This window comes from Aeromonas sp. HMWF014, assembly GCF_963878295.1.
Taxonomy (GTDB): Bacteria; Pseudomonadota; Gammaproteobacteria; order Enterobacterales; family Aeromonadaceae; genus Aeromonas; species Aeromonas popoffii.
Map to the genome: position 1 here is coordinate 1,349 of NZ_CAWNYS010000492.1, position 7,479 is coordinate 8,827.

Here is a 7,479-nt window from a genome sequence, read left to right on the forward strand (position 1 = left end):
ACCGGACAGTACGCAGGTCACGCTGCCATGGGCCTTGAGCCGGCCTGCCAGTGTAGCAGCCGCGTCTTCATCCACCATGACGGCGAAACGGGGGGAGAATTCGAGACAGTCGCGCAACATGGCATCCACGCTGCGGGCCGCCGTCAGTGCCAATACCTGCCAACGGCCCGGATTCTGCCGCAGTACCTTGAGGGTGCTCTGACCGATAGAGCCAGACGCGCCCAGGATCACCAGGTTATGCATCAACACTCCCGACTTGCTAACGGATGGATGGAGCCGAAAGCCTTCAAGATCATCAGACTATTCATTAACACTCCTGAACGAGTAACAGACTGACGGAGCCGGACGCTCCCGGGATCATCAGCGAGTGAGGCATCAGAATTCCTGGCTGAGCAACAGATAGCTGAGCAGGAACACCGGCAGGGCGGCCGTCAGGCTATCGATCCGGTCGAGAATGCCGCCATGACCGGGCAGCAGGGTACCAGAATCCTTGATGCCCGCCTCCCGCTTGAACATGCTCTCGGTCAGATCGCCGAGTACGGATGCCAGCACTGCCAGCAGGGAGCAAAACAGCACAATGGCCATCTTGGCGGGCACGAAATCCATGAACCAGGTCACAGCAACGGCCAGCAGGCTGGCAGTAAACAGGCCGCCAAACATGCCTTCGATGGTTTTACCCGGGCTGACGGCCGGTGCCAGCTTGTGTTTGCCAAACGCCTTACCGAAAAAGTACGCGCCAGAATCTGCCGCCCAGACCAACCCCATGACGAACAGCAGGATCCAGGACCCCATCATGGGGTCGTGATAGAAGTTGTAACCACGGATAGCCACCAGGGACCAGAAGAAGGGCACCAGGGTCACCAGACCGAACAGGGACTTGAGCCAGATGGACTCTTTCCACAGCTTGGCGCTCTGGGGATAACGCAATACCAGCAATAGCCCCAGCAGCCACCAGCTGCACGCGGTCCAGAGCACACCCATCACCAGCGGGTTCAGATGAGGAGTCCACAGCTGCTCGACCGGCAGCAGGAACAGGCTGGCACCGAGCAGCAGACAGAACACCAGCGGCAACCATTGCTGCGGCTGGGCAGAAACGAAGCCGCTCCACTCGCGGCTGGCCAACAGAAACACCAAGGCTGCCAACAGGGCAAAGAATTTCAACGGCAGAAAAAATAGCGCCCCCAACACCAGGGGAACCAGTAGCAATGCGGTAATAATTCGTTGTTTTAGCAAAAGAAACCTCTCTCTTGGGAGGGGATTTAGCCGGTCTGATGCTCGGCGATCAATTCCCGTATCTGTTCACCCGTACACCCGAAGCGACGCTCGCGGGCAACGAAAGAGGCGACCGCCTCACTGAACTCGGCCTCGTTGAAATCGGGCCACAATACCGGGGTAAAATAGAGCTCTGCATAGGCGAGCTGCCATAACACAAAATTGCTGATGCGATGATCGCCGCCGGTCCGGATCAGCAGATCCACAGGGGGCAGGTCGGCCATGCAGACCTGTCCGGCCAGCAGTGACTCATCAATGGCATCGGCGTCCAGCTCGCCTGCCGCCACGGCACGGGCCAGTTTACGGGCCGCCAGGGCGATATCCCACTGACCACCGTAATTGGCGGCAATATTGAGGGTCAGCCCCTGGTTGTCGGCGGTCAGGGCCTCGGCCTTGGCGATCTTGGCTTGCAAGCGGTCGCTGAAGCGGGCGGTATCACCGATCACCTTGAGCCGGATCCCGTTGCTGTGCAGTTTACTGACCTCACGGCCCAGCACGGTCAGGAACAGCTCCATCAGGGCACTGACCTCCCCTTCCGGCCGCCGCCAGTTCTCACTGGAGAAGGCAAACAGGGTCAACGCCTCTATCTTGGCGCGCGCGGCAAAGGTCACCGCCTCACGAACAGACTTCACGCCCGCCTTGTGACCATAGACCCGCATCTTGCCACGGTTCTGAGCCCAGCGCCCGTTACCATCCATGATGATGGCCACATGACGAGGCAAGGACGAGTTGGCACAATTACCTAACGCTGCCAAAAGCGACATTCATTTCTCCCACAAAGACAAAAGCGCCGTGCAGGGGCACTACACGGCGCTCGTAATATACCTGTCAGAGACTTAGATTTCCATTAGCTCCTTTTCCTTCACGGCCAGGGCGTCATCCGCCAGCTTGATGAAGGCATCGGTGAGTTTCTGGATCTCTTCCTGGGCACGACGGTCGTCGTCTTCGGAGATCTCTTTGTCCTTGAGCAGCGCTTTCAGGTCGGCGTTGGCATCGCGACGGATGTTGCGCACGGCCACACGGGCACCTTCGGCTTCGGCACGGACGATCTTGGTCAGATCGCGGCGACGCTCTTCGGTCAGCGGCGGCAAGGGCACGCGCAAGGTCTGGCCATTGCTGGACGGGTTCAGGCCCAGATCAGAGGTCAGGATTGCCTTTTCTACCGCCTGGATCATGGAGCGGTCAAAAATGGAGATGGACAGGGTACGAGCATCTTCTGCCACCACGTTGGCCAACTGTTTCAGAGGAGTGGCAGCACCGTAATACTCAACCTGGATACCGTCGAGCAGGCTCGGGTGAGCACGGCCGGTACGGATCTTGGACATCTGGGTCTTGAGCGACTCTACGCTCTTGGCCATACGGTCCTTGGCGTCGTTTTTAATCTCGTTGATCACAGTGGTTTTCCTTTTGGCGAACGAGCCGCCACGCGGCTCGTGTCTATCATATTTATTTGCTGGCGTAATGAATAAGAGCGCCTTCCAGCCTGATCTCTTGCCTTACTTGCCGATGTGGTGGATCAGGGTGCCTTCCGGCTCACCCATGATAACCCGACGCAGCGCACCCGGTTTGTTCATGTTGAACACGCGGATCGGCAGATCATGGTCACGGGCCAGAGTAAAAGCAGCAAGATCCATCACTTTGAGTTCTTTTTCAAGAACTTCATCATAACTCAATTCATGGTACAGCACGGCATCCGGGTTCTTGACCGGATCATCCGTGAATACGCCATCGACCTTGGTGGCTTTGAGCACCACGTCGGCTTCGATCTCGATCCCGCGCAGGCAGGCCGCGGAGTCGGTGGTAAAGAAGGGGTTGCCAGTACCGGCAGAGAAGATCACTACCTTGCCGGCGCGCAGCTGGCTGATGGCCTCGGCCCAGCTATAGGAATCACAAACGCCCTGCAGAGAGATGGCAGACATCAGACGGGCATTCACATAAGCACGATGCAGGGCATCACGCATGGCCAGACCGTTCATGACGGTGGCCAGCATACCCATGTGGTCGCCCACCACGCGGTTCATGCCCGCTTTGGCAAGACCAGCACCACGGAACAGGTTGCCGCCACCGATGACCAGACCGACCTGAACACCCAGCTCAACCAATTCTTTGATCTCTTGGGCCATCCGCTCCAGCACCGCCGGATCAATGCCAAAACCCTCGGATCCTTGCAGGGCTTCACCACTCAATTTCAGAAGAACACGTCTGTATGCAGGCTTGGGATTGGTACTCATGTCACTGATTCCTGGTCATATAAAGACCGCGACATAAGTCGCGGTCTGGGGAAACGGAAAAACCGGTTCGGTTAGGCCTTCTGAGCGGCCGCGATTTGGGCTGCAACTTCAGCAGCGAAATCGGTCTCTTGCTTCTCGATGCCTTCGCCCACTTCGAAACGGGTGAAGGAGACAACGTCAGCGCCTTCTTTCTTCAGCAGCTCGGCAACGGTCATGGAAGGATCTTTCACGAACGGTTGACCAGTCAGGGAAACCTCACCGGTGAACTTCTTCATGCGGCCTTCAACCATCTTCTCGGCGATCTCTTTCGGCTTGCCGGAGTTGATGGCGATGTCGATCTGAATTTCGCGCTCTTTGGCAACGACTTCAGCAGACACGTCTTCAGGCTTGACGAATTGCGGGCTGTTGGCTGCAACGTGCATGGCCAGATCTTTGGCCAGCTCGGCGGAACCACCGGTCAGCTTGGTGATAACACCAATGCGGGAACCGTGAACGTAAGTGCCCAGGTTGTCACCTTCAACCAGCATCACGCGACGCAGGTTCATGTTCTCACCGATCTTGGCGATCAGGTTGGTGATGGTCAGCTCGATGGACTCACCATTGCCGAAATCGGTCGCTTTCAGGGCGTCGACGTCAGCAATTTTCTGGGTCGCAGCGATATCGGCGATCTTCTGGCCCATTGCCATGAAGCTGGCATCTTTGGCGACGAAGTCGGTTTCGCTGTTCAGCTCGATCATGGCAGCAATGTTGCCTTCGGTACGGGCGAAAATTACGCCTTCAGCAGCGATACGGCCTGCTTTTTTGGCGGCTTTGGCCTGACCGGATTTGCGCATGTTCTCGATTGCCAGCTCGATATCACCAGCAGCTTCTTCCAGTGCTTTTTTGCAATCCATCATGCCAGCGGCGGTGCGCTCGCGCAGTTCTTTTACCAGGGCGGCAGTAACGTTAGCCATGTCCAGTATCCTCGGTCTTGAATTGACAAGAAACAGGGGCCACAAGGGCCCCTGCTAACCAATTACATCAGCTTGGTTAATAAGGGCTTTTCAGTCCTTATCAATTACTCAGCTTCAACGAAGCCATCTTGTTCGGCTTGAACAACGATGTCCTGAGCGCGAGCTTCCAGTACGGTGTCAGCAGCAGCATTCAGATACAGCTGTACGGCACGGATAGCATCGTCGTTACCCGGGATGACGTAATCAACGCCGTCCGGGTTGGAGTTGGTATCAACGATGGAAACTACCGGGATACCCAGGTTGTTGGCTTCTTTGATAGCGATGTGCTCGTGGTCGGCATCGACAACGAACAGCACGTCAGGCAGGCCGCCCATGTTCTTGATACCACCCAGGCTCTTCTCCAGCTTGTCCATTTCGCGAGTACGCATCAGCGCCTCTTTCTTGGTCAGCTTTTCGAAGGTACCGTCTTGGCTCTGGGTTTCCAGATCTTTCAGGCGCTTGATGGACTGACGAACGGTTTTCCAGTTGGTCAGCATGCCACCCAACCAGCGGTGGTTGACATAGAACTGGTCGCAACGACCGGCGGCATCTTTTACGGCTTCAGACGCGGCACGCTTGGTACCTACAAACAGTACCTTGCCCTTCTTGGCAGCTACGGAGCTGATGAAGTTCATGGCATCGTCAAACATCGGAACGGTTTTTTCCAAGTTGATGATGTGAACCTTGCTGCGGGCACCGAAGATGTAGGACTTCATTTTCGGGTTCCAGTAACGAGTCTGGTGACCGAAGTGAACGCCGGCTTGCAGCATGTCGCGCATAGAAACTTTAGCCATTTTATACCTCTGTATTGGGGTTAGGCCTCCACACATCCCATGTAACCGACCCCAAAGGGGCACCCCGGTACAGGTGTCGATGTGTGTGTGTTATTGAGTAAGGGTGATGAAATGCGGACGCAAGTTCCCCATTCCGGCGCGCTTTATACCATAACTTTGGCCAGGACACCACCGGCCGGAGTGCTAAAAATGGATCCCTCTGCTGGATGCCAGACAGAGGATTTGACGTTGTGATGACAATCACACTGGAAGTAAACGGGGGTTGGGGATAAAATTTTGGCCTGATTGCAAACGCATCTATTTTTCATTACCTGATTGTTGGGCATCGACCGTATGCGCAGTCAGGCCCCAAGAGAGATCCCATGTCCATTAAAATCAAGACACCGGAAGAGATTGAAAAGATGCGCGTTGCCGGCCAGCTGGCCGCCGATGTGCTAATCATGATAGCCCCCCACGTCAAGGCTGGCGTCACCACCGACGAGCTGAACACCCTGTGCCACGACTATATTGTCGACGTGCAGCAGGCAATCCCGGCCCCGCTCAACTACCACGGCTTCCCCAAGTCCATCTGCACCTCGGTGAACGACGTCATCTGTCACGGCATCCCCAATCACAAGAAATTGCGGGAAGGGGACATCATCAACCTGGACATCACTGTCATCAAGGATGGCTTCCACGGCGACACCTCCGCCATGTTCATCGTGGGTGAGACCACACCGCTGCGTCGCCAGCTGTGCAAGGTTGCACAGGAGAGCCTGTACGCCGCCATCAAGCAGGTGCGGCCCGGCATGTGCATCACCGAAATAGGCGCCCTGATCCAGCCCATCGTCGAGAAGGCCGGCTTCTCCGTGGTGCGCGACTACTGTGGCCACGGCATCGGCAGCGAATTCCACGAGGAGCCGCAGATCCTGCACTACCGCAATGGCGGCAAGCTGGAGCTCAAGCCGGGCATGTGCTTCACCATCGAGCCCATGGTCAACAGCAAGAAGTATCACTGCCGCATCAACCCGAAAGATGGCTGGACCGTGACCACAAAGGATGGCGGCGACTCCGCCCAGTGGGAGCATACCCTGCTGGTAACCGAGGATGGCTGCGAGGTGCTCACCCTGCGCCCCGATGACACCATCGAGCGTGTTATCCGCCACGTTTGATATTCAACCCCGGCCACACGCCGGGGTTGATCTTTATCCGGCCAGACCGAGAGTGTGAGATGCCATGGATGCCAGCCTGCTTTCCCCCCATCTGTTACCCGACGATCAGCTCACCCGCGAGAACTGCAAAGAGTATCTGAGCCGTTTTCTCGGCTGGCTGCACGCCCGTTTCGATGCCGGTGACAACATCATTGAACTGGTGGCCACCCGCTCCGAATACATGGATGATCTGCTGACCCGGCTGTGGCAGAAGTTCGGCTTCGACAAGACGGCGCTCACCCTGATCGCAGTGGGCGGCTATGGCCGTGGCGAGCTGCACCCCCACTCCGACATAGACTTGCTGATCCTCTATGAAGGCGATGAGCTGGACGAGGTGCTGGGGCTGCGCATCGGCGAATTCATCACCTTGCTGTGGGATCTCAAGCTGGAGGTGGGTCAGGCGGTACGCAACGTGGCCGAATGCATAGAGCAGGGCCGCGCCGACATCACGGTCGCCACCAACCTGATCGAGGCACGCTACATCACCGGCAACCAGGAAGCCTTCCAGCAACTCAAGGAGGCGACCGGCCCCCAGCACTTCTGGCCGAGCGAGCAGTTCTTCCAGGCCAAGCGCGAAGAGCAAGCGCTGCGCCACCAGCAATTTCAGGGCACAGCCTACAAGCTGGAGCCGGATCTCAAGAGCAATCCGGGCGGACTGCGGGACATCCAGACCCTGGCCTGGGTCGCCCGCCGCCATTTCGGCGCCACCACCTTGTTCGAGATGACCAGCCACGGCTTTCTCAACCGGGCCGAGTATCGTGAGCTGCTCGACTGCCAGAATTTCCTGTGGAAGGTGCGTTTCGCCCTGCACATGGCCATCAACAAGGGCGACAACCGCCTGCTGTTCGACCGCCAGCGCACCGTAGCCCAGATGCTGGGGTTCGAGGGGGACGGTAACAGCCCGGTCGAGCAGATGATGAAACGCTTCTATCAGACGGTGCGGCGGGTCTCGGAGCTCAACGAGATGCTGTTGCAACTGTTTGACGAGGCTATCCTCGGC

General features: G+C 57.3%; 8 protein-coding genes and 1 pseudogene. 2 read left to right on the forward strand and 7 right to left on the reverse strand.

The window, feature by feature from the left end; translation table 11 throughout:
• From AAC083_RS23335 to rpsB, 7 genes and pseudogenes are all read right to left on the reverse strand, one after another.
• Positions 1 to 243, reverse strand: a pseudogene (locus AAC083_RS23335) (1-deoxy-D-xylulose-5-phosphate reductoisomerase); the annotation flags it as partial.
• Positions 244 to 375: 132 nt separating this feature from the next.
• A complete protein-coding gene (locus AAC083_RS18935) occupies positions 376 to 1,233 on the reverse strand; it encodes a phosphatidate cytidylyltransferase (RefSeq protein WP_042038158.1) in 858 nt (285 codons plus the stop codon).
• Between the two features lie 26 nt (positions 1,234 to 1,259).
• On the reverse strand, positions 1,260 to 2,036 hold the full coding sequence (gene uppS, locus AAC083_RS18940) for a polyprenyl diphosphate synthase (RefSeq protein ID WP_042038156.1): 777 nt from the start codon (positions 2,034 to 2,036) through the stop codon (positions 1,260 to 1,262).
• Positions 2,037 to 2,108: 72 nt separating this feature from the next.
• Positions 2,109 to 2,666 carry a ribosome recycling factor gene (gene frr, locus AAC083_RS18945; protein WP_042038155.1) on the reverse strand — a complete coding sequence of 186 codons (558 nt, stop codon included), beginning with the start codon at positions 2,664 to 2,666 and terminating at the stop codon, positions 2,109 to 2,111.
• Between the two features lie 102 nt (positions 2,667 to 2,768).
• The gene (gene pyrH / locus AAC083_RS18950) at positions 2,769 to 3,503 is read right to left on the reverse strand and encodes a UMP kinase (RefSeq protein ID WP_042038153.1); all 735 of its coding nucleotides are present in this window, start codon (positions 3,501 to 3,503) and stop codon (positions 2,769 to 2,771) included.
• Positions 3,504 to 3,574: 71 nt separating this feature from the next.
• Entirely contained in the window at positions 3,575 to 4,456 is an 882-nt protein-coding gene (gene tsf / locus AAC083_RS18955; RefSeq protein ID WP_042038148.1) for a translation elongation factor Ts, read from the reverse strand.
• 104 nt (positions 4,457 to 4,560) lie between these two features.
• Positions 4,561 to 5,289, reverse strand: coding sequence for a 30S ribosomal protein S2 (gene rpsB / locus AAC083_RS18960; protein WP_005312073.1), 729 nt, complete (start codon positions 5,287 to 5,289; stop codon positions 4,561 to 4,563).
• A gap of 362 nt (positions 5,290 to 5,651) precedes the next feature.
• On the opposite strand from rpsB, the gene map reads away from it, so the two are divergent.
• A complete protein-coding gene (gene map / locus AAC083_RS18965; RefSeq protein WP_108537428.1) occupies positions 5,652 to 6,440 on the forward strand; it encodes a type I methionyl aminopeptidase in 789 nt (262 codons plus the stop codon).
• Positions 6,441 to 6,504: 64 nt separating this feature from the next.
• Positions 6,505 to 7,479 (forward strand): nucleotidyltransferase domain-containing protein (locus tag AAC083_RS23340; protein ID WP_258224770.1); only part of this gene is annotated, 975 nt, incomplete at its 3' end.